We start from the raw sequence: 25409 nt of genomic DNA, 5'->3' as shown, positions 1-25409 counted from the left end.
AACCGCCCAGGCCAACGGTGCAGGGCTCTGCGAAGCCTGCAACCACACCAAAGAAACCCCCGGCTGGACCGCCCGCCCAGCACCCGGATCCGCTTCCGGCAGCGGCGACCGGCACAGGCACACCATCAAACTCACCACCCCCACCGGCCACACCTACCACTCCACCGCACCACCCCTGCCGGGCACACCGCTCCGCCGATCAGCCAGGGATCAGCCGGGCTCCCACGAGCGGCGCCAGCTCCGGCACCAGGCCAAAACTCTGATACACAGCCGGCTCAAAGAAGCGGCCGCAGCCTAGGAATCACAGACTGCCCGAGGGGCTTGGGCGTTGCTGCTGCCCGTGACCTGACCATTGCTCCTGCCGGCGCCTACTGTGAAGCCTTGTCCTCGCCATAGGGTTCCGGCCCAATGACAACATCGTTGGCGGCTCCGTGACACCACTCCGAAAACGATCCCGGGTACAAGGCAGCGGAAAAGCCGGCGATCTCAAGGGCGGCGATTTCATGGGCCGCTGTCACGCCGGAACCGCAATACACGGCGGTGGGAACGTCTGCCCTGTAGCCGAGCCGCTCGAACCGCTCCCGGAGCTCCGCCGGGGCCAGAAAGCGCCCGTCAGCCTGCAGGTTTCCTGTGGTCGGGGCGCTCACGGCGCCCGGAATATGGCCGGCGCGGGGATCCACGGGTTCGATTTCCCCGCGGTAGCGTTCGGCCGCCCGGGCGTCAAGAAGCAAGCCGCGCCGCCCCCAGGTGGCGGCCTGTCCGGCGTCGATCGCGGGCATGGCGCCGGCGGACAGGGTGACGTTCCCCGGTACGGGCTGTTCGGATCCGGCCGCAAGTTCGAACCCGGCGGCACGCCAGACGGCCAGGCCGCCGTCGAGCAGGTGAACCTGCCGGAAGCCGGCGTTGCGCAGCATCCACCACAGCCGGGCGGCGGCCATGTTGCCGCTGTCGTCGTAGGCTACGACGGCGTCGGCGTCGTTGATGCCCCAGCGGCGCGCGGACTTCTGGAACTGTTCCAGCGGCGGCAACGGGTGCCTTCCGCGTCGCGGTTCCGCGGGTCCGGCGAGTTCGGTGGCGAGATCCACGAAGGCAGCTCCAGGGATGTGTTCGCGCAGATAGTGGTCGTGACCGTGGGGGTCACCGAGCGCCCAGCGAACGTCGAGGAGCACTGTACGCTGGCCGGTTCCGCCGGCGCCGTCCATCCGGTCCTTGAGGGCAGCAGCATCGAGAAGGGTGTCCATTTCCCCACTCTATCTTCGGCGTCCCCGCCGCCCCCGGTAGGCTGTAGCGGTGAACACCGCGCACCAGCAGGACCGGGCCTGGGCCGACGAGGCCGTCCGCCGGATCAACGCCGAAAACAACCGCTCTGCCGACACCCACCTGTATTCGGTGCCGCTCCCGGACCACTGGGGCGTGCAGCTGTACCTGAAGGACGAATCCACCCACCGCACGGGCAGCCTCAAGCACCGGCTGGCGCGTTCGCTGTTCCTTTTCGGCCTCGTCAACGGCTGGATCCGGGAAGGCACCACGATCGTTGAGGCGTCCAGCGGCAGCACCGCCGTCTCCGAAGCCTATTTTGCGCAACTGCTTGGGCTGCCCTTCATCGCCGTAATGACCCGGACCACCAGCCGCGAGAAGATCGCCCTGATAGAACAGTTCGGCGGCTCGTGCCACCTGGTGGACCACGCGTCCGAGGTCTACGAAGCGGCCGCGGATCTGGCCAGCAGCACCGGCGGACACTACATGGACCAGTTCACGTACGCCGAACGTGCCACGGACTGGCGCGGGAACAACAACATCGCCGAGTCGATCTTCGGCCAGCTGGCGCTGGAGGAGCACCCGGTCCCCCGCTGGGTTGTGGTCGGAGCCGGCACCGGCGGGACCAGCGCCACGATCGGCCGGTACCTGCGGTACCACTGCCACGAGACCAGGCTCGCTGTCGTCGACCCGGAAAATTCCGCGTTTTATCCCGGCTGGCGGAACAGCAGGCCCGACGGCGGAAGTCCCGCTCCCGGGACAGCAACCGGCGGGACAGCTACTGTCGCAACGGCGGCGGGTTTGCCGTCACGCATCGAGGGTATCGGCCGGCCGCGGATGGAGCCGAGTTTTGTGCCCGCCGTCATCGACCACATGATCCAGGTTCCCGACGCCGCGTCGGTGGCGGCCATGCGACACCTGAGGGAACATGCCGGACTGCACGCGGGCCCGTCCACCGGCACCAATCTCTGGGGCGTGTGGCAGCTCATCGCCGGGATGATCGCGGAGGGCCGGCGCGGCAGTGTTGTCTCGCTCATGTGCGACGCCGGGGACCGCTACGCCGGGAACTACTACAACCCGGAGTGGCTGGACGCCCAGGGCCTGGATCCCGAGCCCCACGAGGCCGTGCTGCGCGAGTTCTTCCAAACCGGCGTCTGGCCGGCCTAGGCTAGACCTCCACTGAATCGCCGCTGGAGAGGTGCCGGTACTCTGTGCCGTACTTGGCGCCGATCCGGGTCACATGCCCCTCCACCAGGCCGCGGCCCAGCTCGTTCAGGAGCGCGTCGTGGACCGGGAAGGCCTGCGGGGCGCGGACGCCGATGACGAAGTCCACCACTTCACCCACCTTGTTCCACGGGGCGTGGATGGGTACAAGCAGCGTCTTGACTTCGACGCCGTCCGGGATCGCGAAGGAGTCCCCCGGGTGGTAGACGTTGCCATCCACCAGGTAGCCGACGTTGGCCACGACGGGGATCTGCGGGTGGATGAGGGCGTGCTGGCCACCAAATGTCCTGACCGCGAAGCCGGAGGTTTCAAATTCCTCGCCCGCGGCCGCCGCATGGATGCGGCTCCCGGCGTCGGGCGCCTTGCCGCGAAGCGTAGCGGCCACCGCCTCCGGGGCGAAAAGCTCAAGGTCAGTGTTTGACTGCAACGCCGCGGCGACGGCGTCGACGTCCACATGGTCCGCGTGCTCGTGGGTGATCAGGACTGTATGGGCTCCGGCCAGGGCCTGGTCCGTCTCCGAAAAAGTTCCCGGGTCAAACACCAGCACCCGGCCGTCCTGCTCGAGGCGGACACAGGCATGCGTGAATTTGGTCAGCTTCATCCGGCCAGCCTAGGCACCAGCTGCCACAGTGTCCACGGAGCGCTGCTGGCAATCTTGGACGCTGGTAATCTTGGACATTGCCACCACACCTCAGCGAGTCCCACCCGCGCATCCTTTGACGAAGCGAGTTCCACGATGTCCCAAGGCACTACCGCCGGCAGCAGCCGGACTCCGGCCTCGGCACCCGTGCAGGGCAAGGAACAGCGCGTCACCAAGCAGCGCCTCGCCGTCAGCGCCGCCCTGGACGATCTGGCGGACTTCGTCAGCACCCAGGAACTGCACCGCATCCTCCAGGAGCGTGGCACCGCCGTGTCCCTCGCCACGTCCTACCGGATCCTGCAGTCCCTCGCCGACGACGGGCTGGTGGATGTCCTGCGCAACGCCGACGGCGAAGCGGTCTACCGGCGCTGCGCCGTCACCGGGCACCACCACCACCTGCTGTGCCGCAACTGCGGCAAGGCCGTGGAAGTGGAAGCCCCGGCGGTGGAAGCCTGGGCCGCGCGGATCGCGCAGGAGCACGGATTCACCGCGGTGGAGCACACCGTGGAAATCTTCGGGCTGTGCCCGGAATGCACGGCTTTGACGGCCGGCGAGTAGCCCCGCCGGCTCAGGCCACCGCCGTCATCGTGGTGCGTACAATCCGGCCGTTGAGCCCCCGCTTGGCCCGGGCGTTGCCGATCATGCGGCAGGCCACATAGATCACGAAGGACAGCGTGGTCACATACGGGCTGATCGGCAGCCGGCCGCCGAGGGCCAGCAGGATGCCTCCGACGGTCGCCGCCATCGCGAAGACGATGCTCAGCGTGACCACCAGCCGGGGCGAGGACGTGACGCGCATGGCGGCCGCCGCGGGCGTGATCAGCAGGGCCAGCACCAGCAGGGCGCCCACAATCTGGATGGACAGCGCCACGCTGATTCCCAGCAGCACCATGAAACCCAGGGCCAGGGCCCGCACCGGCACGCCGCGGGCGGTGGCGACGTCGGGGTCAACACTGGCAAAGGTCAACGGCCGCCAGATGGCGACCAGCGCCAGCATCACCACGACGGCGGCGACCGCCAGGACCTGCAGCTGGACCGTCCCGACCGACACAATCTGCCCGGTGAGCAGGCCGAACTTGTTGGCCGCCCGGCCCTCGTACAGGGACAGGAAGAGGATGCCCAGGCCCAGCCCGAAGGGCATGATGACGCCGATAATCGAGTTCTTGTCCCGGGCACGGACACCCATCACGCCCAGCACCACGGCTGCGATGACCGATCCTGCCAGCGAGCCGAGGATAATGTCCGCGCCAATCAGCAGCGCGAACGCCGCCCCGGCAAAGGACAGCTCCGAGATTCCGTGGACCGCAAAAGCCAGGTCGCGTTTCATCACGAAGGTGCCCATCAGTCCGCCCAGCAGACCGAGGACGGCGCCGGCCCAGATGGAGTTCTGCACCAGGACCAGCAGCTCGGCGTAGTTTTCGAAATTGAAGATTGAATGCAGCAGGTTGCCCAGATCCATTTAGCCCGCCTCCCCTGCGACAGAATGCGCGTCCTCGTGGTGGTGCGTCGCGCCGTCCGGCAGCCCCACAACGATCAGCCGGCCATTGGCTTGGATGACTTCAACATGGCTGCCGTACAAGTCGGAGAGCACCTCGGTGGTCATGACCTCAGCGGGGGTGCCCACCCGGAACCGGCCGCCGGCCAGGTAAAGGACCCGGTCCACGTAGTCCATGATCGGGTTGATCTCGTGGGTCACGAACACCACGGCACTCTCCGACTCACGGCACTGCTTGTTGATTAGCGCGCTGACGCCCTGCTGGTGCTGAAGGTCGAGGGACAGCAACGGCTCGTCGCACAGCAGCACTTTGGGATCCGCCGCGAGGGCCTGGGCCACGCGCAGGCGCTGCTGCTCACCGCCGGAGAGCTGCCCCACCGGCACCTTGGCGTAGTCGGTGGCGCCCACGAGATCGAGGAGCTCATCGACCTTCCGGTTCACTTTTGCCCCGCCCAGGCGGATGCCCCAGCGGTGGCCGTCGACGCCGAGGGCGACGAGGTCGCGGGCGCGCAGGGGCGTATCGGGGTCGAATGATTTCTGCTGGGGCACGTAGCCGATCCGGCGGCTTCCCCGCTCAACGGGATGGCCGTCCAGCACGGCAGTTCCCGTGCTCAGTTCCTGCAGGCCCAGCAGGACCTTCAGGAAGGTGGTCTTGCCGCTGCCGTTTGGACCGAGCACGGCAAAGAATTCACCCGGGTTGATGTCCAGGTCCAGGCCCTCCCACAGTGTCCGTTGGCCGAACGCCAGGGAGGCGCCGCGGAGGCTCACTACCGGTGTCAAATGGGGTTTCCTCGATTTTCCGCGGAGACGGCTGCTCCCGCTGTTGCGATCATCCTAGGGCCCTGCCGATGCTCTCCACATTCCCGGTCATCCACTGCAGGTAGGACTGGCCGTCCGGGAGGGTTTCGCTGAAGTTCACTACCGGGACGCCCGCGGTCTCGGCGGCCTTTTTCAGCGCCACCGTCTGCGGTCCCTCGGTCTGGGTATTATAGGCCAGCAGCCGGACGCCCCGGGATGCCACGAGATCGACGGCGGCCTTGAGCACTGCGGGCGGGACATCGGCGTCTTCCTCGATCGCCGCCGTGTACTCGGCCGGGGTCTCGTTCTCCAGTCCGGCGTCCTCAAGCAGGTACAGGGGTACGGGCTCGGTGACGGCCACGGGCACATGGCCCGCCGAGGACTTGATCGCGGCGAGCCTGGTTTCCAGGCCTCCGAGAGAGTCCTTGAAGGCTGCCGCGTTGGTCCGGAACATCTGCGCCGAGGCCGGTTCCAGCGCGCCCAGCTTGTCCGCGACGGCGTCCGCGAGGCGGGACATGGCCGGCAGGCTGTACCAGACGTGCTCGTTCAACCCGGTGTGCTCGTGGGTGTGGCCGGCGGAGTCGGGGCTCGCCGCTGCCGGGCTTTCGGTGGCGAGGCCGGAGACGTCCACGGCGCTGATGATGTTGCCGGGCTCCAGCCCCGTGTCGGTTGCCAGCGTGTCGATGAAGGCGTCGTACCCCCCGCCGTTCTCCACGACGAGCTCGGCCTTGGAGACGGCCAGCTTGTCCTGGGTGGTGGCCTCGTAGGAGTGCGGGTCCTGGCTGGTGCGGTTGATGATCGAGCTGACCCGGACCTTGTCGCCGCCGATGCTGGAGACAATGTCGCCGTACACGCTGGTGGAGGCGACGACGTCGACCACGCCGTCGCCGGCCGTCCCGCGCGAGCTGCCCGCCGTCGGGCTGCACGCGGTGAGCAGGAGGCCTAAGCCGGCGAGACCTGCCAGCATGGCTCGGGCAGCGGGACGGCGCACGGGAACCTCGGATCTGTTATTGAGAATCAGGAGCAATAGCAACAGCCCGAGTGTATCCCTAAATAGGAATCATTCCTATTTAGGGATACACGGCATGCCGTACTGCCGCCCGCCCGCTAGTGGCAACGCGCTACTGGTCTTGGCCCAGCCTGCGGTAGCCGGTGGCCTGCGTCGCGTCCCGGATTTCGCCGACGAGCTGCTCGATCACGTCCTCCAGGAACAGCACCCCCTGGGTCAGCCCGTCGGGGCCGATCACGCGGGCAAGGTGCGAGCCCGTGCGCTGCATGACGGACATGGCCTTCTCGATTTCGTCGTCCATGGCGAGGTTCGCCAGCGACCGGATGCGGCTTTCCGCAATGGGCTCCCGGTATCGGTCGTCCGGGATGGTCAGCACGTCCTTGATGTGGAGGTACCCGGCAAGCATGCCGTCGTCATCGAGCATGGGGAAGCGCGAAAACCCTGTCCGGCTCACTGCTTTTTCGAACTGCGCCGGTGTGGTGGCGGCCTTGAGCATGACGAGCTTTCCCAGCGGGACCATGACGGTGGATGCCGTGTGTTCAGAGAACTCCAGCGCACCGGTGATGAGACCGGCATCGTCGTCCACGAGCCCGTGGCGGGTGGATTCCTGCACGATGGACTGCACTTCTTCAAGGGTGAAGGAGGAGGTGACCTCATCCTTCGGCTCAATCCGCATCAGCTTCAGGATGTGGTTTGCTGACCAGTTAAGCGCGGCAATGACGGGCTTGACCATTCGCGCGATGAACATCAGCGGCGGCGCCAGCAGCAGCGCCGCCTTGTCCGCCACTGACACGGAGATGTTCTTGGGCACCATCTCGCCGAACGTGACATGCAGGAACGTCACCACCAGCAGTGCGACGGCGAAGGCCACAATGTCGGCGACCCCCACCGGGACGCCCAGCGCTTCCAGCGGCACCGCCAGGAGGTGGTGGATCGCCGGCTCGGCCACCAGCAGGATCAGCAGCGAGCAGACCGTGATGCCGAGCTGGGCGCAGGCCAGCATGAGGGAGACGCTTTCCATGGCCCGCAGGGTGGTCTGCGCGCGCTTGGAGCCGGCCTCGGCCAGCGGTTCGATCTGGCTCCGGCGGGCGGACATGACGGCAAATTCGGCTGCCACGAAGAAGGCATTGCCCACCAGCAGGAAGGCGAGCCACAGGATTCCTGCCCAGTCGCTCATGCGGCACCGGCCTGGCTGGCGGGCTGGCCGTCGTCTGGTACCCGGGTGGGACGGAAACAGATCCGGTCGATGCGGCGGCCGTCCATGCGGGTCACGCTGAGTGTCCCGCCGGCGACGTCGACTGTGTCGCCGACTGCAGCTATGCGGCCGAGCTGGCTCATGACGTAGCCTCCCACCGTTTCGTAGGCAGCCTCGTCGGGTACGGTCAGGCCCGGGATCTGTTCGGAGAGCTCATCGGGCCGGAGCAGTCCGGGAAAATACCAGTCCCCCGAGGCGCTCTGAAGCAGCCCGGGCCGGACCTTGTCATGTTCATCGGCCACTTCCCCGACGATTTCCTCCACGAGGTCTTCAAGGGTGGCGACGCCGGCCGTTCCGCCGTATTCGTCCAGGACGACGGCCAGTTGCAGGTTGCCTTCACGCAGTTCGGCCAGCAGTGCGTCCAAATGGATGGTTTCGGGCACCCGCAGAACATCGGTCATAATGGCTCCGACCTGCAGTTTGGCGCGTTTGCCGGAGGGGACGGCAATGGCTTTCTTGATGTGGACTACGCCGCGGATGTCATCGAAGGAATCGCCGATCACGGGGAAGCGGGAGTAGCCGGTGCGCCTGGCGGCCTCGACGATGTCCGAGACCGGCTGGTCGGCGTCGATGGTCTCCACCCGGATACGGGGCGTCATGACGTCCGCCGCCGTCTGCCCTGAGAACTTCAGGGTCCGGGCGATGAAGTTGGCGGTTCCGGCGTCGAGCGTGCCCATGGCCGCGGAGCGGCGCACGAGTGAGGCCAGTTCGGCCGGCGTGCGGGCACCGGAGATTTCCTCCTTGGCCTCCAGGCCAAAGATGTTGAGAACCTTGTTGGAGAAACCGTTGAGCACCACGATTGCGGGCTTGAAGATGGCGGTGAACACCAGCTGTGGCCGGGCGACGGCCTTGCCGATCGGGAACGACAGCGCGATGGCCATGTTTTTGGGCACCAGCTCGCCGATCAGCATGGAGAGCAGGGTGGCGAGCCCCATCGCGAGGACCAGCGACAAGGAAACAGCCGCCGCCGGCGGGACGCCGAGCGCGGTGAGGGGGCCTTGGAGCAGCGCACCGACCGAGGGTTCCATGACGTAGCCGGTCAGCAGCGTGGTCATGGTGATGCCCAGCTGGCAGCTGGAGAGCTGGGTGGAAAGTGACTTGAGGCATTTGAGCAGGGGCTCGGCGGCGGTGTCGCCGGTGTCCACGGCGCGCTGCACGGTGGCCTGGTCCAAGGCGACCAGGGAAAATTCCACGGCAACAAAGAACCCGGTGCCGAGGATGAGCAGGAGGCCTGCTGCAAGGAGTAGCCATTCCATCTCAGCGGCCCGCTTCCGCAGCTGCGGCACATGGCAGGAACCGCTGCAGGGACCGTAAATGCTGGAAGGGTCTGCCCGGCGGAGGATGGTCGGCGGCGGCCGACCCTGTTTCCTGGAAAGCTCCGGTGTGGCGTGTGGCCGGAGAATGATGGGCACGTGAACGGGGTTTGCCGGCTCTGCGGGTGGACTGCGCGGGAACGGTTTCCGTTCTCCGCTGACAGCCCCCAGGCCGGCACCTAGATTTACTGTCCATAAGAATTTCAGTCTACAGGAGCGGCCGCCGCCAGCCCCCGCCCGCCCGCGTCACCGGCCGCGCCGGACTCACCAGCTCTGCGGGACGGGCCGGCCTTCCTCGTACCCGGCCGCGGACTGGATGCCGGCCACGGCACGCTCCCGGAAAGCGGCGAGATCGGCGGCGCCTGCGTAGCTCATGGAACTGCGCAGGCCGGCGGTGATCATGTCCAGCAGATCCTCGACGCCGGGCCGCGCCGCGTCCACGTACATGCGGGACGTGGAGATGCCTTCCTCGAACAGGGCCTTGCGGTCCTTTTCAAATGCGCCCTCGCGCTGGTTGCGGTTCTGCACCGCCCGGGCGGACGCCATGCCGAAGCTCTCCTTGTACTGCCGGCCGGCGGCGTCGAGCTGCAGGTCCCCGGGGCTTTCGTGGGTGCCGGCAAACCAGGAGCCGATCATGACCTGGCTGGCCCCGGCGGCCAGGGCCAGGGCGACGTCGCGCGGGTAGCGGACCCCGCCGTCGGCCCACACCCGGCCGCCGGCTTCCCGCGCCGCGGCGGAACATTCGAGGACGGCGCTGAACTGCGGGCGGCCCACGGCCGTCATCATGCGCGTGGTGCACATGGCGCCCGGACCTACGCCGACCTTGACAATGTCCGCCCCGGCCTCGATGAGCTCACGGGTGGCCTCGCCGGTGACGACGTTGCCGGCGACCACCGGCACGCCGGGGTTGAGTCCTTTCACGGCAGCCAGGGCGTCGAACATTTTCTGCTGGTGCCCGTGCGCGGTATCGAGGACCAGCACGTTCACGCCGGCCGCCAGCAGCTCGGCGGCCCGCCCGGCCACGTCACCGTTGATGCCGACGGCAGCAGCCACCTTGAGTTTGCCCTCGTCGTCCAGGGACGGCCGGTAGAGCGTGGAGCGCAGTGCGCCCTTGCGCGTGAGCACACCGGCCAGGACTCCGTCCTGCTGCACGGGTGCGTAGTCTGTCCCGGCAGCATCCATCGCCTCAAAGGCGCGGCGAAGGGCCTTCACCGAACCGGAAGCATCCGCCGGGACCGCCGCCGGTCCGCCGCCAAACGATCCGGCATCCAGCAACCCGGCGTCCAGCACCAGCGGCTGGTGGCGGATGACGGAGGCCAGCGACGCGAAACGGTCCTGACCCTCGCAGTCGGCGGCCCGGACAACACCGGCGACAGCGCCGGCCTCATCCACCACCACGACGGCGCCGTGCGGCCGCTTGCCCATCAGGTGGAGGGCATCAATCACGGTGTCTGTGGGCGCGAGCGTGACGGGGGTCTCCAGGACCGGGTGGCGCCCCTTGATCCAGGCCGTGACATCCCGGATGACATCGAGCGGCACGTCCTGCGGCAGGACTCCAAGACCGCCGCGGCGGGCCATGGTCTCGGCCATCCGCTTCCCCGTCACCGCCGTCATGTTCGCCGCCACCAGCGGAATCGCCGAGCCGGTCCCGTCATCGGCTGCGAGATCGACGTCCAGGCGCGAGATGACATCCGACCGCGACGGCACCAGGAAGAGGTCGGAGTAAGTCAGATCGGTGGTGGGCTCATTCAGGAAACGCACGGCTGCTCCTTATGCTGGCACCCCCAGCTGGCGCCGTCGGCGCCGAAGGGGTTCTTCTTTGATTCTAGGGCGGTTCCCGGCGGGACCGGCACCGCGTCCGGCCCCGTGTAGGGCACCGTCTATGGCACAGTGCAAGGCACCGCGTCGGGGCCGATTCTGCACCGCTTCTTCACTCCAATTCTGTGGCTGCGGGGGCGGATCATGATTTGAGTCACGCTTATTGGCGGTTTGGCAAGAATCCTCACTAGACTGGCATGGGTCTGGGTTCACTGGACGCAGAGACTGGCTCAATCGTTGTGCCGATGCACCGTGGAAGCCAGAGGGAATCAAACTCATGGAAGAGGCGTATTTCAAGTGCCAGAGCAGCCTAGCCACCGTCTACCAGAGGAATTTGGCGGAAACGAGTGGCTCGTTGACGAACTGTACGAGCGTTACCAGCAGGACAAGAACACGGTCGACTCCAAGTGGTGGCCCCTGTTCGAATCCTTCGAAGCTAGTGACGCCTCTTCCGCCAACGGAACGTCCGGCACCGCGACAGCTGTGCATCCTGCCACCCGTGAACTTCCCGTCGTAGCGCCTGCTGCCGCTCCGGCAGCACCTGCGCCGGCCGCGCCCGCTGCCCCCGCAGCTCCCGCCGCGGCTGCGCCCGCACCGGCTGCCAAGAAAGCCCCGGCCACCGTCGCCCGGGACGGCGCCAGGACTTCCGACGCCGGCGCCGGCACCGCGCCGATCCCGGCGCAGCTGCCCAAGAACCTCAGGGCCCCGACGGCGCCCGAAGAGGACGTCGTCTCGGTCCTGCGCGGCCCGGCCAAGGCCATCGCGTCGAACATGGTCACCAGCCTGGAAGTTCCGACGGCCACGAGCGTCCGCGCCATCCCGGCGAAGCTGCTGATCGACAACCGAGTGGTCATCAACTCCAACCTGGCGCGCGCCCGCGGCGGCAAGGTCTCCTTCACGCACCTGATCGGCTACGCCGTCATCCGGGCCCTGTCCCAGTTCCCGTCGATGAACGTCTACTACGACGAGGTCGACGGCAAGCCCGTGGCTGTCCAGCCGGCGCACGTAAACTTCGGCATCGCGATCGACATGCCCAAGCCGGACGGCACCCGCCTGCTCATGGTCCCGAACATCAAGAAGGCGGAGACCCTCAACTTCTCCGAGTTCTGGCACACCTACGAGGACCTGATCAAGCGCGCCCGCAACGGCAAGCTGACCGCGGACGACCACTCCGGCACCACCGTGTCCCTGACCAACCCCGGCGGCATCGGCACCGTCCACTCGGTACCCCGTCTGTCCAAGGGCCAGGCCGCCATCATCGGCGTCGGCGCACTGGACTACCCGGCCGAGTTCCAGGGTGCCAGCGAGAAGATCATCGCGCACAACGCGATCAGCAAGGTCCTCACGCTGACCTCCACCTATGACCACCGCGTCATCCAGGGTGCCGGCAGCGGCGAGTTCCTCAAGCTCGTGCACCAGCTCCTGCTCGGTGCGCAGAATTTCTACGACGAGATCTTCGAGTCCCTGCGCATCCCCTACGAGCCCGTGCGCTGGAGCCCGGACCTGCAGGTGGACCCGGCCGACGAGATCAACAAGGTCGCCCGGATCCAGCAGCTGATCCACGCCTACCGCGTGCGCGGCCACCTCATGGCGGACACCGATCCGCTCGAGTACGTCCAGCGCAAGCACCCGGACCTCGACGTCCTGACCTACGGCCTGACCTTGTGGGACCTGGACCGCGAGTGGCCCACGGGCGGCTTCGGCGGCAAGCCGATGCTCAAGTTCCGCGACATCCTCGGCGTCCTCCGCGACGCCTACTGCCGCACCGCCGGCATCGAATACATGCACATCCAGGACCCCGCCGAGCGCAAGTGGTTCCAGGACCAGCTGGAGCACGCCTACTCGAAGCCGAGCCGCGACGAGCAGCTGCGCATCGTCTCCAAGCTCAACGCCGCCGAGGCCTTTGAGACCTTCCTGCAGACGAAGTTCGTCGGCCAGAAGCGCTTCTCGCTCGAAGGCGGCGAGTCCCTGATTCCGCTGCTGGACGCGATCATCTCCGACGCCGCCGACGACGAACTCGACGAAGTGGCGATCGGCATGGCCCACCGCGGCCGGCTCAACGTGCTGACCAACATCGCGGGCAAGACCTACGCCCAGGTCTTCCGCGAATTCGAAGGCACCCAGGACCCGCGCTCCGTGCAGGGCTCCGGCGACGTCAAGTACCACCTCGGCACCGAGGGCACCTTCACCTCGGACAACGGCAAGGAGACCAAGGTCTACCTCGCCGCGAACCCGTCCCACCTCGAGGCCGTGGACTCCGTCCTCGAAGGCATCGTCCGCGCCAAGCAGGACCGCCTCGACCAGGGCGAGGCGTTCCCCGTCCTGCCGATCATGGTGCACGGCGACGCCGCCTTCGCCGGTCAGGGTGTTGTCGCGGAAACGCTCAACCTCTCCCAGCTGCGCGGCTACCGCACCGGCGGCACCATCCACATCGTGGTCAACAACCAGGTCGGCTTCACCACCGCGCCGTCCTCCTCGCGTTCCTCCACCTACTCCACGGACGTCGCCAAGATGATCCAGGCGCCGGTGTTCCACGTGAACGGCGACGACCCGGAGGCCGTGGTCCGCATCGGGCAGCTTGCCTACGAGTTCCGTCAGCGTTTCCACAAGGACGTTGTCATCGACATGGTGTGCTACCGGCGCCGCGGCCACAATGAGGGCGACGACCCCTCGATGACCCAGCCGCTGATGTACAACCTGATCGAAGCCAAGCGCTCGGTCCGCAAGCTGTACACCGAATCACTGATCGGCCGCGGTGACATCACCGAGGAAGAAGCCGAGCAGCTGCTGCGCGACTACCAGGAACGCCTGGAGCGCGTCTTCGCCGAAACCCACGCGGCCCAGACGTCCCCGATCCCGATCATCACGGCCGATTCCGCCGCGGTGTCCGATCTCGAACGCCCCATGGCCCAGCAGTCCGATTCCGGTGTCAGCGCCCCGGTCTCCACCGCGATCTCTGCGGAGACCCTGGCCCGCATCGGCAAGGCCCACACCGACATCCCCGAGGGCTTCACCGTCCACGCCAAGCTCAAGCAGCTGCTGGAGAAGCGTGAAGCGATGTCCCGTGAAGGCGGCATCGACTGGGGCTTCGGTGAGCTTGCCGCGTTCGGCTCGCTCATCATGGAGGGCGTTCCCGTCCGGCTCGCCGGCCAGGACTCACGCCGCGGCACGTTCGTGCAGCGGCACGCCGTCTTCCACGACCGTGCCAACGGCGACGAATGGCTGCCCCTGTCCCACCTGTCGGATGACCAGGCGAAGCTGTGGATCTACGACTCCCTGCTCTCCGAATACGCCGCCATGGGCTTCGAATACGGGTACTCCGTGGAGCGCCCGGACGCCCTGGTGCTCTGGGAGGCGCAGTTCGGTGACTTCGTCAACGGCGCGCAGACCATCATCGATGAGTTCATCTCCTCCGCCGAGCAGAAGTGGGGCCAGCGGTCCTCGCTGGTTCTCATGCTGCCGCACGGCTACGAGGGCCAGGGACCGGACCACTCCTCCGCCCGCATCGAGCGGTTCCTGCAGATGTGCGCTGAAGAGAACATGATCGTGGCCAACCCCACGACGTCGGCCTCGCACTTCCACCTGCTGCGCCGCCAGGCCTACAGCAGGCCGCGCAAGCCGCTCATCATCTTCACGCCGAAGCAGCTGCTCCGCCTGAAGGCCGCGGCGTCCTCCGTGGAGGACTTCACCACCGGCTCGTTCCGCCCGGTCATTCCGGAGCACGCCGAGCTGCAGGCCGACGCCGTCGAACGCGTGCTGCTGGTTTCCGGACGCCTGTACTACGATCTGCTGTCCACCCGGCAGAAGACCGAGAACAAGACCACGGCGATCGTGCGTGTCGAGCAGCTCTACCCGCTGCCGGCCGCCGAAATCGCCGCGGAGCTGGCCAAGTACCCGAACGCCGAAGTCGTCTGGGCGCAGGACGAACCGGCCAACCAGGGTCCGTGGCCGTTCATCGGCCTGAACCTGCCCGATGCCCTGGACCGCCGGGTCCGCCTCATCTCCCGCCCCGCCTCGGCCTCCACCGCGGCAGGGTCGATGAAGCGCCACTCGGCAGAGCAGGACAGCTTGCTCAAGCAGGCATTTGCACGTAAATAGCGTCATTGCTGCCCGGCCGGAGACTGAAACACAACCTTCCGGCCGGGCAGTTCTGTTTAATGGACTGTTAGTGGTCAGCTTGATGGACAGCGTTGAAGTGAAGAGGTAGTCGTGGAAGATCGGAAGCTGCGGATCGCGGCCGTTGGGGACGAGCTGTTGGCCGGGCTCGGTGATCCGCGCGCCTTGGGCTGGTTGGGGCGGGTCCTGGCCCGCACGCCGCAGGACAGCGTCGCACTGGAGTGCTACTCCCTGCCATGCCCGGAGGAGGGCACGGAGGGAATTGCCGCGCGCTGGCTCGAAGAGGCAGGCCGCCGCTTCGGCAACCACCACGAAAACCGCCTGGTGATCGGCCTGTCCGGACGCGACATTGAGTTCGGCCTGTCCACGGCGCGCAGCCGCCTGAACCTGGCCAACATCCTGGACTCCGCCTCGCAGAACAAGATCGAGGTCTTCGTCGTGGGCCCGCCGCCCACGCTGGACCCCGCCCAGAACCGCAGGCTCGGCGAACTGAACACCGCCTTCGCCGACGTCACGACGCGCCGGAAGCACCTCTACGTCGACACTTTCTCGCCGCTGCTGAACCACGAGCAATGGCGCCAGGACCTCGCGGCCAACGGCGGCACGCCCGGCCAGGCCGGATATGGCCTCATGGCGTGGCTCGTGCTGCACCGCGGCTGGTTCCAGTGGCTGGGCCTGGACGCACCGGAATAGGCCGGGCACCCGGCACCCGGCCTTACCGGGCCGCACCCGTCCCGGAATTTCGCGATATATCTTGACCTGGCAGCGGGCGCGATATATCGTGACTTCATAGTCGCGATATATCGTCAGTTGTACCGCCCCTTTCGCCTTTTCCGGAGGAACCATGTCAGAGAACACGTGGACCGTGACCGGCCCGCAGACCATCGACGTCGACGGCGTCCGCTCCCTCAAGCTCGGCATCGTCCGCGGCCGCTTCGATATCGTCACCCATGACGAGGACGTGGCCAGGATCGAAGTCTCCGAAATTGTCGGCGATCCGCTGTCGGTTTCCGTCGTCAACGGCCGCCTGGAAGTCCGCCACCAGTTGCACGGGCCGCAGGGCTGGTTCAAGAACCTGATGGGCACCGTCAACAACGGCAGCAGCAACTCCGTGGTCATCAGCATTGCCCTGCCCGCCGGCGTCGAGGTCGAAGCCGGGACGGTGAGTGGCGACGGCATGGTCTCCGGGATCAGCGGCCACGCCCGGCTCAACACCGTCTCGGGTTCCGTGCTGGCGGACGGCACCGCCGGGGACCTGTCCGTCAACACGGTCAGCGGCGAGGTGATTGCCCGCAACCACCGCGGCGTCCTGACCGCCAAGAGCGTCTCCGGCGAAGTGACGGCCTCGGGGGAATTCAGCCACATCCGCGCGAACACCGTCAGCGGGGACCTGAACTTCGACCTGCACGGCTTCACTCAAGATTTTGGCGCCAATTCAGTCTCCGGCGACGTCACCATCCGGCTTCCGCACGACATCGGCGTGGACATCGTCGCCAAATCAGCCAGCGGGGCGGTGGTCATCGATGACCTGAGGTACGCCCAGTCCAGCGGCACGGTGCAGACCATCGCGGGACCGGACGCCAAGCTGATGCTGGTCCGGACCAACTCGGTCTCGGGAAAAACGTCAATCTTCCACGGCCAGCCCACCGCGGATACCGAAACGGCCCTCTGATGCCTCCCGTCTTCGCCCACGGCGCGCTGCGGCTGTACCTGCTCGCCCTGCTCGAATCAGGCCCCAAGCACGGCTATGAACTCATCAAGGCGCTCAGCGAGCGTTTCGGCGGCACCTACTCCCCCAGCGCCGGAACCATCTACCCGCGCCTGGGCAAGCTCGAAGAAGAAGGGCTCGTGGCCACCCACACGGAGGGCCGCCGCACCAACTACAGCATCACCCCGGCGGGACTCACAGAGCTGAACAGCCGGCGGGACGAACTCGCCGGCGTCGAAAACGACATTTCGGCCTCGGTTCGGCGGCTGGCAGACAACCTGCGCCAGGACATCCGCGTCAACATGCGCGGCCTCCGGGCCGATCTCGCGGCAACGGCGGAGGCGGCGCGGACCTCGGCCCGCGCCGCGGGCTCTGCCGGCGGCGCGGGGAGCCCGTGGTACTCCCCGGAGGGCGAACGGCGGCTGAAGGAGGCGGAAATGCTGGTGCAGGCCTTCCGCGACGACATGCGGGTGGAACTGCGGCGCCACGCCGGGAGCCATCCCGTCACGGCCGTCACGCTCGAAACGGTCAAGACCGTGCTGGACCAGGCCCGGATCTCGATCCGCAATTCGCTGGAGGACTGACCCCGCGCGCAACCTGGCCGTGCCTGCAGCGGCGGGCGGGCCCCCGGTTCGCGGCGGGTGCCGCGATGTGGGAGACTTGAGGGCAGCTCTTTTGAGTACCAAGATTAAGGAGGCCAGCTATGAGCAAACGTGCACGTAAACGTCGTGACCGTAAGCGTGGCGGCGCGAACCACGGTAAGCGCCCCAACGCCTAAGCAAAGCTTGGAATGACAGCTTTAGACGAATGACCCCGGAGTCCTTACGGCTTCCGGGGTCATTTGTTTTCCAGGTATGGAGCCGGGCTCAGGCTTCCACAGTCCGGATCGAGTGAATCCGGTCCAGGATGGAGTTTTTGAGGTTTTCCGGAGCTGCTTCGGTGCACGAACGCTTGACCATCACGCGGATGACACATTCGAGGTCGTACTGCTCCAGGCACTCCGGGCAGCTGTCCAGGTGGTCCTTGATCTCTGCGATGTCGTCACGCGTGAGCGCACCATCCAGATATTCATAGATACGTTGCATCCGGGCGTCGTCGCAGTCGCCCAGTCCCTGGCAGTCGCTCATTTCCTGTTCTCCTGTTTGTTGCTGTCGGCCGCGGCGCCTGACTCGGTTGCGGCCCTGAATCCCAGTTCGGCGGCATAGTCCGCAAGCATGTCCCGCAGCATCTTCCGGCCGCGGTGCAGCCGGGACATGACGGTCCCGATGGGGGTGTTCATGATGTCTGAAATTTCCTTGTACGCGAAGCCCTCGACATCGGCGAAGTACACGGCCAGCCGGAACTCCTCCGGAATCGACTGGAGTGCGCGCTTTACATCGGAATCGGGCAGGTGGTCAAGGGCCTCGGCCTCGGCCGAACGCAGTCCCGACGACGTGTGCGACTCGGCGCGGGCGAGCTGCCAGTCCTCGATGGTGTCCGAATTCGACTGCAGCGGCTCACGCTGACGTTTCCGGTACAGGTTGATGTAGGTGTTGGTGAGGATGCGGTACAGCCAGGCCTTCAGATTGGTTCCGGGCTTGTACTGGTGGAACGCGGAAAACGCCTTTGTGTACGCCTCCTGGACCAGGTCCTCGGCGTCGGAGGGATTCCGGGCCATCCTCATGGCCGCCGAATACAACTGGTCCACGTACTGCATGGCGTCGCGTTCAAAGCGCACGCGGCGCTCTTCCGCCGACTCGGTGGAGAGGTCCAGGGGCTTTCCGTCCACCTCGGTTTCCAAGGCGGCGGCCGCGCCGGCGTCCGGTGTCTTGGTGGGCGTGGCGTCGTTTCCGGCAACCTCGTGCATGGCCGCAACGGCCGGGTCCATGGTGCTCATTGCGTTCAAGTCTACTGTCACCTTCCACCGGGCACCCGGAACAGCCGGAGGCGCGAGGGTCCATGTTTGCCCGGAACGGGCTTCCGGTTCCGTCCTGTCCAACACCCTCGTCAAATCTCTGCCTTCCGTAGCCTGCTGGGATCTGCCTTTCACAACCACGTCCGGCGGGCAAATATTCCGCAAAAGTGCAAGACTAGAACCGGTTCCCCCGCAGTGAAGCCGCGGTTCGTCCATCCAGGAGGAAATTCATGTCGTTTGTCCGCTTTCTCGCCCGGCCCATGCTCGCCTCCAGTTTCGTCCTCGCCGGCATGGACAAGCTCAAGAACGCGGATGACACTGCGGCACAGCTGTCCCCGTTGCTGCGCCGCACGGCCGACGCACTGCCGTTCCAGCCCAACGAAAAAGTCCTGGCCCGGGTGATCGGCGGCACCCAGATCGGTGCAGGCGTCTGCTTCGCCCTCGGCAAGTCCGCCCGGCTGGCAGCCACCCTGCTCGCCGTCATTTCGGTCCTGAACAGCTACGTTGAATGGCGCAGCGCGGACATCTCCTCAAAGGAAGCCCGCGACGCCCGCCGCAAACAGCTCCTGAAAAACGTCACCCTCACCGGCGGTGTGCTCCTCGCCGCCGTCGATACCGCCGGCAAGCCCAGCCTGGCCTGGCGCGCCGGCCACCTGGCCGCGGATGCCAAGAAGAGCGCCGGACACCTCGCCGCCGATGCCCGGAAGAACACCAACAAGCAGCTGAAAAAGGCCGACAAAGTCGTCCGCAAAGCCGTAGACCACTCAGCCGGAGCTTAAGACGGTAATGACTGGCACCACCCCCTCTGCAGCTGCCCTTTCCCACCCTGCCGGCCCCTATTCTGCCGACGTCGGTCCGCACTGGCCCGCACCCTTTGCCGCACGGCCGGTCGATGCCACTGTCACGGTTCCAGGCTCCAAGTCCTTGACCAACCGGTACCTCGTGCTCGCCGCCCTCGCGGACGGACCGTCCCGTCTGCGGGCCCCCCTGCACTCCCGGGACTCGGCACTGATGATTGAGGCCCTGCGGCAGCTGGGGGCAACCGTCACGGAGGTTCCCGGCGACGGCGCCTTCGGCCCCGACCTGGAAATCATCCCGATCAGCATTGACGGCGACGCGGCGGACACCGCGATCGACTGCGGCCTGGCCGGCACGGTCATGCGCTTTGTGCCTCCGGTGGCGGCGCTGCGCCGCGGTGAGTCCCGCTTCGACGGCGACCCGCACGCCCGCAATCGCCCGATGGGCACCATCATCGAGGCCCTGGCCGGTTTGGGAGTGGCAGTGACCGCACCCGACGGCGGTTCGGCGTCGTCGTTGCCCTTCACCGTCCACGGCACTGGCGAAGTACGCGGCGGCCACCTCATCATCGACGCCAGCGCATCGTCCCAGTTCGTCTCCGCCCTGCTGCTGGCGGGGGCCCGCTTTACCGAGGGACTCCATCTCGAACACGTCGGAAAGCCCGTGCCGAGCCTGGACCACATCAACATGACCGTGGCCGTGCTGCGCGGGGTGGGCGTGGCGGTCGATGACTCGGTGCCGAACCACTGGGTCGTCTCCCCTGGCCCGATCCGCGCCTTCGACCAGCGGATCGAGCAGGACCTCTCGAACGCCGGGCCGTTCCTCGCGGCGGCCCTGGCCACCCGCGGCACCGTGCGGATCCCGAACTGGCCCGCGAAGACCACGCAGGTCGGTGACCTCTGGCGCGGCATCCTGACCGCTATGGGCGCAACCGTGACAGTGGACGGCGGCACCTTGACCGTCAGCGGCGGCCCGGAGATCAAGGGCGGCGACTTCGACGAGACCAGCGAGCTCGCCCCCACCGTGGCGGCGCTTTGCGCCCTCGCCGCCGGCCCCTCCCGGTTGAGCGGCATCGCCCACCTCCGGGGCCACGAAACGGACCGGCTCGCTGCCCTCGTCACCGAAATCAACCGCCTCGGCGGCGACGCAGAAGAGACCGCCGACGGTCTTATCATCCGCCCGGCCACGCTGCACGGCGGTGTGGTGCACAGCTACGCGGACCACCGCATGGCCACGGCCGGCGCCATCCTTGGCCTTGCCGTGCCCGGCGTAGAGGTCCAGGACATCGCGACCACGGCCAAGACCATGCCCGATTTCCCGCAACTCTGGGAAGCGATGCTGGCACAGGGATCCGCCGCAGATGAGGACACCGCCGGTGGCACGCAGCACTGATTCCTGGGACGAGTCCGACGTCCGGATCCGACCGAACAAGAAGGGCACCCGCCCCCGCACCAAGGACCGGCCCAGTTACGACGACGCCGTGACCGGACGCATCATCACCGTTGACCGCGGCCGCTACACCGCCGTCGTCGGCGAAGGAACTCCCGACGAACGCAAGATCATCGCGGCACGGGCCCGGGAGCTGCGCCGCAACCCCGTGGTCGCCGGCGACTTCGTGTCCCTCGTCGGGGACGTCACCGGCGAGCCCGACACCCTCGCGCGGCTGGTCAAGATCCAGGACCGCAAGACGCTCCTGCGCCGCAGCGCCGATGACACGGACCCGATCGAACGCGCCGTCGTGGCCAACGCCGACCAGCTGGTTGTGGTGGTCGCCGCCGCCAATCCCGAGCCGCGGACCGGGTTCATCGACCGTGCACTGGTGGCCGCGTACGACGCCGGCATCGAGCCGCTGCTGCTCGTCACCAAGGCCGACGTCAAGGATCCCGCCGAGCTGCTCTCCAATTACCAGCACCTCGATTTCCCCGTCATCATCTCCAAGACCGCGGACTCCGCCGCTTCCGGCATCGACGCCCGTTCCGACGACGGGCTTTCCGCCCGGCTCGACAAGGACGCGGTGTCCCAGCTGCGCGACTACCTCGACGGCAAGGTCACCGTGATGCTGGGCCATTCCGGCGTCGGCAAGTCCACCATGGTCAACGCCCTGACCGGGGCCGAGCGGGCCACGGGAGGCGTCAACGCGGTCACCGGCCGCGGCCGCCACACGTCCTCCTCCGCCCTGGCGCTCAAAGTCAACGATGCGCCAGCCGGCAGCTGGATCATCGACACCCCAGGCATCCGGTCCTTCGGGCTGGCCCATGTGGATCCGGACCGGATCCTCCGCTCCTTCCCGGACCTGGAACCGGGCACCGACGACTGCGAACGCGGCTGCAAACACGACTCCACCGCCGTCAATTGCGGCGTCGACAAGTGGGTTGCGGCCGGGCACGCGGGGCCCTCCGGACCCGCCAGGCTCGCGTCCCTGCGCCGGCTGCTGGGCACGGATCCGCGGCTGGAAGCGCAGGAAACCAAGGAACTGGGCACCGTTTCCTAAGCCCGCCCGGCAACAGGGCCTGCGGCGCCGTGCCGCGGCCTCCCGCCCGGCGGCCCGGTTTGACGGTAGTTTGGAACCATGAGCCAACCCGCTTCGAGCTACAACGATGACCTGCGCCTTGCCCATGTACTGGCAGATTCGGTCGATTCCCAGACCATGAGCCGCTTTAAGGCGCTCGACCTTCGGATCGAGACGAAGCCGGACCTCACGCCCGTGACCGATGCCGACAAGTCCGCCGAAGAGGCCATCCGCGGCCAGCTCTCCCGGTCCCGTCCGCGCGACGCGGTCCTGGGCGAAGAATTCGGCAGCTCGGGCCACGGCTCCCGCCGCTGGATCATTGACCCGATCGATGGCACCAAGAACTTTGTCCGCGGCGTCCCGGTCTGGGCCACCCTGATCGCCCTCGTCGATGAGGGCGAGCCGGTGGTCGGCGTCGTCAGCGCACCGGCACTGGGCAAGCGCTGGTGGGCCGCCAAGGGTGCGGGCGCCTACACGGGCCGCTCGCTCGCCGCCGCCACTCGGCTGAAAGTATCCAACGTCTCCAAGCTCGAGGACGCCTCGCTGTCCTACTCCAGCCTTGGCGGCTGGAAGGAACGCGGGAACCTGGACGAGTTCCTGGGCCTCACCGAGGAAGTGTGGCGTACCCGCGCCTACGGTGACTTCTGGTCGTACTGCCTCGTGGCCGAGGGGGCTGTGGACATCGCCTGCGAACCCGAGCTGAACCTCTACGACATGGCCGCGCTGGTTCCGATCGTGACCGAGGCCGGCGGCCGCTTCACGTCGCTCGAGGGCGAGGACGGCCCCTTCGGCGGCAACGCCCTCGCCACCAATTCGATCCTCCACTCGGAAGTCCTCAAGCGGCTCAACCCCGGACTCGACGACCTCCTCTAGGCTCAATCACGGCGCAATCGAACAAACTGCGGCGGCAGCCCCCACCCGGGGCCTGCCGCCGCTTTTTGTTCGACGAACATGCGTTTTTCGCACGTAACAATCCGCTTCACAATCGCTGGCCGTCTTTTCCCCGGCTGCGCGGATGTCCTACGCTCGATGCAGGTCACGAGTGCCAGCGCTAAACCCCGGTTTGCTGGCCGGCAACCCTCCAGACGCGGTGGGGTGCCCCGGGTGACGACCTGGCCGGTCCGGAACGGACCCGGCAAGCGCGGATTCCCATGATGTGGGGTCCTGGTCGAGTGAGGTCCCATGACAACTGCCATTTTTCCCGCAGCCCCCGAATTCCACGCCGCTGCGGCCCGCCCGCTGGCCGCCGTCACCGGCGCCGAAATCCAGGCCCCGCTGATCACCGGCGGCCACGCCCGCTACGCCAACCTCGACTACGGCGCCTCCGCCCCGGCACTGTCCGTCGTCTCGGCCTACCTGAACGAAATCCTGCCGTACTACGCGAGCGTGCACCGCGGCGCCGGCTACGCTTCGCAGATCAGCACGTCCGTCTACGAGAACGCCCGGGACATCGTGCGGGACTTCGTGGGCGGCCGGCCGGACGATTCGGTGATCTTCACCCGCAACACCACCGATTCCCTGAACCTGCTGGCCGGCTGCCTGCCGCTCCGCGACGGACGGCCGGTGGGCGAGGTCCTCTACCTCGACATCGAGCACCACGCCAACCTCCTGCCCTGGCAGAACGTCCCGCACCGCAGCGTCGTGGCCGCCCCCACCCTCGCGGCCACTGTGGACCGCCTGCGGGACGAGCTCGCCCGCGGCGGCGTGAGTCTGCTGGCCGTCACCGGCGCTTCCAATGTCACCGGGGAGATCCTGCCGATCCGGACTCTTGCCGCACTGGCGCACGAGTACGGCGCCAGGATCGTCGTCGACGCCGCGCAGCTGGCCCCGCACCGGCGGATCGACATCGCCGCGGACGACGTCGACTACCTCGCCTTCTCGGGGCACAAGCTTTACGCCCCGTTCGGCGCCGGCGTGCTGGTGGGGCGGACGGACTGGCTCGACGCCGGCACCCCGCACCTGGCCGGCGGCGGCGCGGTCCGGGACGCCCGGCTCGACTCCGTCAGCTGGACCACCGGACCCGCCCGGCACGAGGGCGGCTCGCCGAACGTCCTCGGCGCGGCCGCCCTGGCCCGCGCCACCCAAGTGATCGCGGCCCTGGACCCGGAGCAGTGGCAGGCCCACGAGGACGCCATCCGGTCCTTCCTCGTCGAGGGTCTGCACGGCATTGACGGCGTGACCGTTCACCGGATCTTTGCCGATTCGACTCCCGCTTCTTCCCCCGGAGTCGATCTACCGGGCACCGGCACCATCGGCGTCGTGAACTTTTCGGTGGAAGGCTACGACGCCGGGCTGGTGGCCGCCTACCTGTCGGCCGAACACGGCATTGGCCTGCGCGACGGCCGCTTCTGCGCCCACCCGCTGCTCAAGCGGCTCGGCCTGCCTGCAGGCTCCCTGCGCGCCAGCTTCGGCCTCGGCTCACGGCTGGAGGACGCCGAGCGCCTGTTGGCCGGCCTGCAGCAGCTGCGGCAAACGGGACTCGGCTGGGACTACGTGGTGGACGCCGGCCGCTGGGTGCCGGCCAACGATACCCGCAGCTACCCTCACTGGGCGCCGAACACCCCGGGCACCGCTGGTGCCGCGCCGTGCACGGAGGACTAGGCACGGCGGACTAAGCAGGTGTACTAACCCGAGGCAGGATCAGGACCCCAGCGCCGGTGCGGTAAATTCGAAAGGTATCTGAAACCAGCAGGACCTTCCCGAAGGAGATCGCACGTGGCAAGCGGCGGACCCCAACTGCACAGTAGCTCCAAACTGCACAGTGGTTCCAAACTGCACAGTGGCCCCAAACTGCACAGTGAACGTCGCCAGGAACTCGGACAAAGCTTCCAGGACGGCGGGGAGCACTATGAACGCGTCCGCCCTAGCTATCCGCAGGAGTCGGCCGACTGGCTGATTCCGGCGGGGGCCAAGGACGCCGCGGACATTGGCGCCGGCACCGGAAAGTTCACGGCGCTTCTGGCAGAACGTGGACTGCGCACGGTGGCTGTTGACCCCTCAGCGGACATGCTCGAGCAGTTGCGCCGGACCCTGCCCGGTGTCACCGCCATCGAGAGCAGTGCCGAGAAGACGGGCCTGGAGCCAGAGACGTTCGATCTCGTCACGGTCGCCCAGGCATGGCACTGGTGCGACCCTCGCCTGGCCAGCGCCGAGATTGCCCGGATCCTGCGGCCGCACGGCGTGCTGGGCCTGACCTGGAACCAACTGGACACCGCTGTGCCCTGGGTGCACCGGCTCTCACGCATCATGCACGCCGGGGACGTCCTCAAGCCACACTTCCGCCCGCCGGTGGGCCCCGAGTTCACCGGAGTGGAGAGCCACCTGACCCGGTGGGAGGATTCCGTCACCACGGAGGACATCCAGGAGCTGACCAAGTCCCGCAGCTACTACCTCGCGGCATCGGAGTCCACCCGGGCCAAAGTCATGGCCAACCTCGACTGGTACCTGCACGAGCACCTGGGCCACGCCCCCGGCGACGTGCTCCGGTTGCCTTACCTGACCCAGACGTGGCGGGCCTTCCGGATTGCGTGAGGCCATCGCCGGGGCTTATCGTTTCGGTATACCTAATAATTACT

At 67.3% G+C, this 25409-nt stretch carries 23 protein-coding genes, 1 pseudogene and 1 riboswitch; of the genes and pseudogenes, 14 read left to right on the top strand and 10 right to left on the bottom strand.

Annotation, left to right across the window (positions count from 1 at the left end):
* Nucleotides 1-298, top strand: a pseudogene (locus MRBLAR12_RS11250) (hypothetical protein); the annotation flags it as partial.
* A gap of 70 nt (nucleotides 299-368) precedes the next feature.
* Here the strand turns inward: MRBLAR12_RS11250 and MRBLAR12_RS11245 are convergent.
* Nucleotides 369-1241, bottom strand: coding sequence for a sulfurtransferase (locus MRBLAR12_RS11245; protein ID WP_364745954.1), 873 nt, complete (start codon nucleotides 1239-1241; stop codon nucleotides 369-371).
* A 49-nt stretch (nucleotides 1242-1290) separates the two neighbouring features.
* Between MRBLAR12_RS11245 and MRBLAR12_RS11240 the strand changes: the two genes are divergently transcribed.
* A complete protein-coding gene (locus MRBLAR12_RS11240) occupies nucleotides 1291-2424 on the top strand; it encodes a PLP-dependent cysteine synthase family protein (protein ID WP_229995937.1) in 1134 nt (377 codons plus the stop codon).
* A 1-nt stretch (nucleotide 2425) separates the two neighbouring features.
* On the opposite strand, the gene MRBLAR12_RS11235 is transcribed toward MRBLAR12_RS11240, so the two are convergent.
* Nucleotides 2426-3082, bottom strand: a complete 657-nt coding sequence (locus MRBLAR12_RS11235; protein ID WP_364745951.1) for an MBL fold metallo-hydrolase — start codon at nucleotides 3080-3082, stop codon at nucleotides 2426-2428.
* Between the two features lie 135 nt (nucleotides 3083-3217).
* On the opposite strand from MRBLAR12_RS11235, the gene MRBLAR12_RS11230 reads away from it, so the two are divergent.
* Nucleotides 3218-3679, top strand: a complete 462-nt coding sequence (locus MRBLAR12_RS11230; RefSeq protein WP_364745948.1) for a Fur family transcriptional regulator — start codon at nucleotides 3218-3220, stop codon at nucleotides 3677-3679.
* 10 nt (nucleotides 3680-3689) lie between these two features.
* Here the strand turns inward: MRBLAR12_RS11230 and MRBLAR12_RS11225 are convergent, their stop codons facing one another.
* The 6 genes from MRBLAR12_RS11225 to MRBLAR12_RS11200 all read right to left on the bottom strand — a co-directional run bounded on the left by MRBLAR12_RS11225 (nucleotide 3690) and on the right by MRBLAR12_RS11200 (nucleotide 10752).
* On the bottom strand, nucleotides 3690-4580 hold the full coding sequence (locus MRBLAR12_RS11225; RefSeq protein WP_364745945.1) for a metal ABC transporter permease: 891 nt from the start codon (nucleotides 4578-4580) through the stop codon (nucleotides 3690-3692).
* Entirely contained in the window at nucleotides 4581-5396 is an 816-nt protein-coding gene (locus MRBLAR12_RS11220) for a metal ABC transporter ATP-binding protein (protein ID WP_229995933.1), read from the bottom strand.
* A 49-nt stretch (nucleotides 5397-5445) separates the two neighbouring features.
* Nucleotides 5446-6405: a metal ABC transporter solute-binding protein, Zn/Mn family gene (locus tag MRBLAR12_RS11215; RefSeq protein ID WP_364745942.1), complete on the bottom strand. Its 960-nt coding sequence runs from the start codon at nucleotides 6403-6405 to the stop codon at nucleotides 5446-5448.
* 130 nt (nucleotides 6406-6535) lie between these two features.
* Nucleotides 6536-7600, bottom strand: a complete 1065-nt coding sequence (locus MRBLAR12_RS11210; RefSeq protein ID WP_229995931.1) for a hemolysin family protein — start codon at nucleotides 7598-7600, stop codon at nucleotides 6536-6538.
* On the bottom strand, nucleotides 7597-8934 hold the full coding sequence (locus MRBLAR12_RS11205; protein WP_364745939.1) for a hemolysin family protein: 1338 nt from the start codon (nucleotides 8932-8934) through the stop codon (nucleotides 7597-7599). The genes MRBLAR12_RS11210 and MRBLAR12_RS11205 overlap by 4 nt, the downstream gene beginning before the upstream one ends.
* 321 nt (nucleotides 8935-9255) lie before the next feature.
* Nucleotides 9256-10752: a GuaB1 family IMP dehydrogenase-related protein gene (locus MRBLAR12_RS11200; RefSeq protein WP_364745936.1), complete on the bottom strand. Its 1497-nt coding sequence runs from the start codon at nucleotides 10750-10752 to the stop codon at nucleotides 9256-9258.
* A gap of 354 nt (nucleotides 10753-11106) precedes the next feature.
* Here MRBLAR12_RS11200 and MRBLAR12_RS11195 point away from each other — a divergent pair, with 354 nt between their 5' ends.
* The 5 genes from MRBLAR12_RS11195 to MRBLAR12_RS23740 all read left to right on the top strand — a co-directional run bounded on the left by MRBLAR12_RS11195 (nucleotide 11107) and on the right by MRBLAR12_RS23740 (nucleotide 17411).
* Nucleotides 11107-14907: a multifunctional oxoglutarate decarboxylase/oxoglutarate dehydrogenase thiamine pyrophosphate-binding subunit/dihydrolipoyllysine-residue succinyltransferase subunit gene (locus MRBLAR12_RS11195; RefSeq protein ID WP_229995352.1), complete on the top strand. Its 3801-nt coding sequence runs from the start codon at nucleotides 11107-11109 to the stop codon at nucleotides 14905-14907.
* A 111-nt stretch (nucleotides 14908-15018) separates the two neighbouring features.
* The gene (locus MRBLAR12_RS11190; RefSeq protein ID WP_026538458.1) at nucleotides 15019-15618 is read left to right on the top strand and encodes a GDSL-type esterase/lipase family protein; all 600 of its coding nucleotides are present in this window, start codon (nucleotides 15019-15021) and stop codon (nucleotides 15616-15618) included.
* A 151-nt stretch (nucleotides 15619-15769) separates the two neighbouring features.
* Nucleotides 15770-16597 (top strand): DUF4097 family beta strand repeat-containing protein, encoded by an 828-nt coding sequence (locus MRBLAR12_RS11185; protein WP_364745932.1) that lies wholly within the window; start codon nucleotides 15770-15772, stop codon nucleotides 16595-16597.
* Nucleotides 16597-17217, top strand: a complete 621-nt coding sequence (locus MRBLAR12_RS11180; protein WP_364745929.1) for a PadR family transcriptional regulator — start codon at nucleotides 16597-16599, stop codon at nucleotides 17215-17217. Before MRBLAR12_RS11185 ends, MRBLAR12_RS11180 begins: the two co-directional genes overlap by 1 nt.
* 119 nt (nucleotides 17218-17336) lie before the next feature.
* Complete coding sequence (locus tag MRBLAR12_RS23740; protein WP_104061284.1) at nucleotides 17337-17411, top strand: 50S ribosomal protein bL37; 75 nt, start codon at nucleotides 17337-17339, stop codon at nucleotides 17409-17411.
* Nucleotides 17412-17499: 88 nt separating this feature from the next.
* Here MRBLAR12_RS23740 and rsrA read toward each other — a convergent pair whose 3' ends face one another.
* Both rsrA and MRBLAR12_RS11170 read right to left on the bottom strand, forming a co-directional pair.
* The gene (rsrA, locus tag MRBLAR12_RS11175) at nucleotides 17500-17760 is read right to left on the bottom strand and encodes a mycothiol system anti-sigma-R factor (RefSeq protein WP_229995349.1); all 261 of its coding nucleotides are present in this window, start codon (nucleotides 17758-17760) and stop codon (nucleotides 17500-17502) included.
* A complete protein-coding gene (locus MRBLAR12_RS11170) occupies nucleotides 17757-18509 on the bottom strand; it encodes a sigma-70 family RNA polymerase sigma factor (protein WP_229995348.1) in 753 nt (250 codons plus the stop codon). The genes rsrA and MRBLAR12_RS11170 overlap by 4 nt, the downstream gene beginning before the upstream one ends.
* Nucleotides 18510-18757: 248 nt before the next feature.
* Here MRBLAR12_RS11170 and MRBLAR12_RS11165 point away from each other — a divergent pair, with 248 nt between their 5' ends.
* The 6 genes from MRBLAR12_RS11165 (at nucleotide 18758) to MRBLAR12_RS11140 (ending at nucleotide 25365) form a co-directional block, all read left to right on the top strand.
* Nucleotides 18758-19306: a DoxX family protein gene (locus MRBLAR12_RS11165; protein ID WP_229995347.1), complete on the top strand. Its 549-nt coding sequence runs from the start codon at nucleotides 18758-18760 to the stop codon at nucleotides 19304-19306.
* Nucleotides 19307-19313: 7 nt separating this feature from the next.
* Nucleotides 19314-20717, top strand: coding sequence for a 3-phosphoshikimate 1-carboxyvinyltransferase (aroA, locus tag MRBLAR12_RS11160; RefSeq protein WP_229995346.1), 1404 nt, complete (start codon nucleotides 19314-19316; stop codon nucleotides 20715-20717).
* Nucleotides 20701-21816, top strand: coding sequence for a ribosome small subunit-dependent GTPase A (gene rsgA / locus MRBLAR12_RS11155; RefSeq protein WP_229995345.1), 1116 nt, complete (start codon nucleotides 20701-20703; stop codon nucleotides 21814-21816). The genes aroA and rsgA overlap by 17 nt, the downstream gene beginning before the upstream one ends.
* 78 nt (nucleotides 21817-21894) lie before the next feature.
* The gene (gene hisN, locus MRBLAR12_RS11150) at nucleotides 21895-22707 is read left to right on the top strand and encodes a histidinol-phosphatase (protein ID WP_229995344.1); all 813 of its coding nucleotides are present in this window, start codon (nucleotides 21895-21897) and stop codon (nucleotides 22705-22707) included.
* A gap of 161 nt (nucleotides 22708-22868) precedes the next feature.
* A riboswitch (SAM riboswitch) is annotated at nucleotides 22869-22982 on the top strand.
* A 34-nt stretch (nucleotides 22983-23016) separates the two neighbouring features.
* Nucleotides 23017-24435, top strand: a complete 1419-nt coding sequence (locus tag MRBLAR12_RS11145) for an aminotransferase class V-fold PLP-dependent enzyme (protein WP_364745923.1) — start codon at nucleotides 23017-23019, stop codon at nucleotides 24433-24435.
* Between the two features lie 153 nt (nucleotides 24436-24588).
* Complete coding sequence (locus MRBLAR12_RS11140) at nucleotides 24589-25365, top strand: class I SAM-dependent methyltransferase (protein WP_414645499.1); 777 nt, start codon at nucleotides 24589-24591, stop codon at nucleotides 25363-25365.
* The last annotated feature ends 44 nt before the right edge of the window (nucleotides 25366-25409 follow it).

Source organism: Arthrobacter sp. LAR12-1-1.1 (assembly GCF_040676555.1).
GTDB lineage: Bacteria > Actinomycetota > Actinomycetes > Actinomycetales > Micrococcaceae > Arthrobacter.
The sequence above is the reverse complement of the archived record's forward strand: the minus strand, read 5'-3'. Positions and strand labels throughout refer to the sequence as shown.

Bases quoted from the DNA above. Each gene is read 5' to 3' on its own strand.
- MRBLAR12_RS11245 (WP_364745954.1), bottom strand. From the start codon at position 1,241: ATGGACACCCTTCTCGATGCTGCTGCCCTCAAGGACCGGATGGACGGC.
- MRBLAR12_RS11235 (WP_364745951.1), bottom strand. From the start codon at position 3,082: ATGAAGCTGACCAAATTCACGCATGCCTGTGTCCGCCTCGAGCAGGAC.
- MRBLAR12_RS11230 (WP_364745948.1), top strand. From the start codon at position 3,218: ATGTCCCAAGGCACTACCGCCGGCAGCAGCCGGACTCCGGCCTCGGCA.
- MRBLAR12_RS11225 (WP_364745945.1), bottom strand. From the start codon at position 4,580: ATGGATCTGGGCAACCTGCTGCATTCAATCTTCAATTTCGAAAACTAC.
- MRBLAR12_RS11210 (WP_229995931.1), bottom strand. From the start codon at position 7,600: ATGAGCGACTGGGCAGGAATCCTGTGGCTCGCCTTCCTGCTGGTGGGC.
- MRBLAR12_RS11205 (WP_364745939.1), bottom strand. From the start codon at position 8,934: ATGGAATGGCTACTCCTTGCAGCAGGCCTCCTGCTCATCCTCGGCACC.
- MRBLAR12_RS11185 (WP_364745932.1), top strand. From the start codon at position 15,770: ATGTCAGAGAACACGTGGACCGTGACCGGCCCGCAGACCATCGACGTC.
- MRBLAR12_RS11180 (WP_364745929.1), top strand. From the start codon at position 16,597: ATGCCTCCCGTCTTCGCCCACGGCGCGCTGCGGCTGTACCTGCTCGCC.
- rsrA (WP_229995349.1), bottom strand. From the start codon at position 17,760: ATGAGCGACTGCCAGGGACTGGGCGACTGCGACGACGCCCGGATGCAA.
- MRBLAR12_RS11170 (WP_229995348.1), bottom strand. From the start codon at position 18,509: ATGAGCACCATGGACCCGGCCGTTGCGGCCATGCACGAGGTTGCCGGA.
- MRBLAR12_RS11165 (WP_229995347.1), top strand. From the start codon at position 18,758: ATGTCGTTTGTCCGCTTTCTCGCCCGGCCCATGCTCGCCTCCAGTTTC.
- aroA (WP_229995346.1), top strand. From the start codon at position 19,314: ATGACTGGCACCACCCCCTCTGCAGCTGCCCTTTCCCACCCTGCCGGC.
- hisN (WP_229995344.1), top strand. From the start codon at position 21,895: ATGAGCCAACCCGCTTCGAGCTACAACGATGACCTGCGCCTTGCCCAT.
- MRBLAR12_RS11145 (WP_364745923.1), top strand. From the start codon at position 23,017: ATGACAACTGCCATTTTTCCCGCAGCCCCCGAATTCCACGCCGCTGCG.